Source organism: Thermococcus sp. M36 (assembly GCF_012027355.1).
Classification (GTDB): domain Archaea; phylum Methanobacteriota_B; class Thermococci; order Thermococcales; family Thermococcaceae; genus Thermococcus.
In genome coordinates, this window is record NZ_SNUH01000389.1 from 1 (window position 1) to 382 (window position 382).

At 39.3% G+C, this 382-nt stretch carries 1 pseudogene; it reads left to right on the plus strand.

The features are described from left to right. Nucleotides 1–74: 74 nt before the first annotated feature. Nucleotides 75–382 (plus strand): annotated as a pseudogene (locus E3E36_RS12785) (hypothetical protein); the annotation flags it as partial.

Consider the following 382-nt stretch of genomic DNA (forward strand, 5'->3'; position numbering starts at 1 on the left):
GGATAAAGTACATTGAGCCCTTTATATATTACACCGACATGGATACTTCAACTTTTCTGCCCAAGTTCACAACGATGTACAGAAAGATGCTCAATGATATGATTAAAGATAGAAGGCCTATTGGGCTTACTGTCACCATGGACGGTCTTGCATTCTTGTTAGGAGAAGAGCAGTACATTAAGATACTCCAGAAGAATTTAGCTATAAAAGAAACCGCTAGGCTTACTGAGAAAAGGAAAAGACCGCTGAACATATTTCTGCTTAACAGAGACAGAGTCTCAAAGAGATTTATCTCTTGGCTTGCTCTGTATAGCCAGTATATTGTCGAGTTCTACTCCTTGGAAGAAGGAAATGAAGAGAAAATGATTGTGAGGAAATCCCC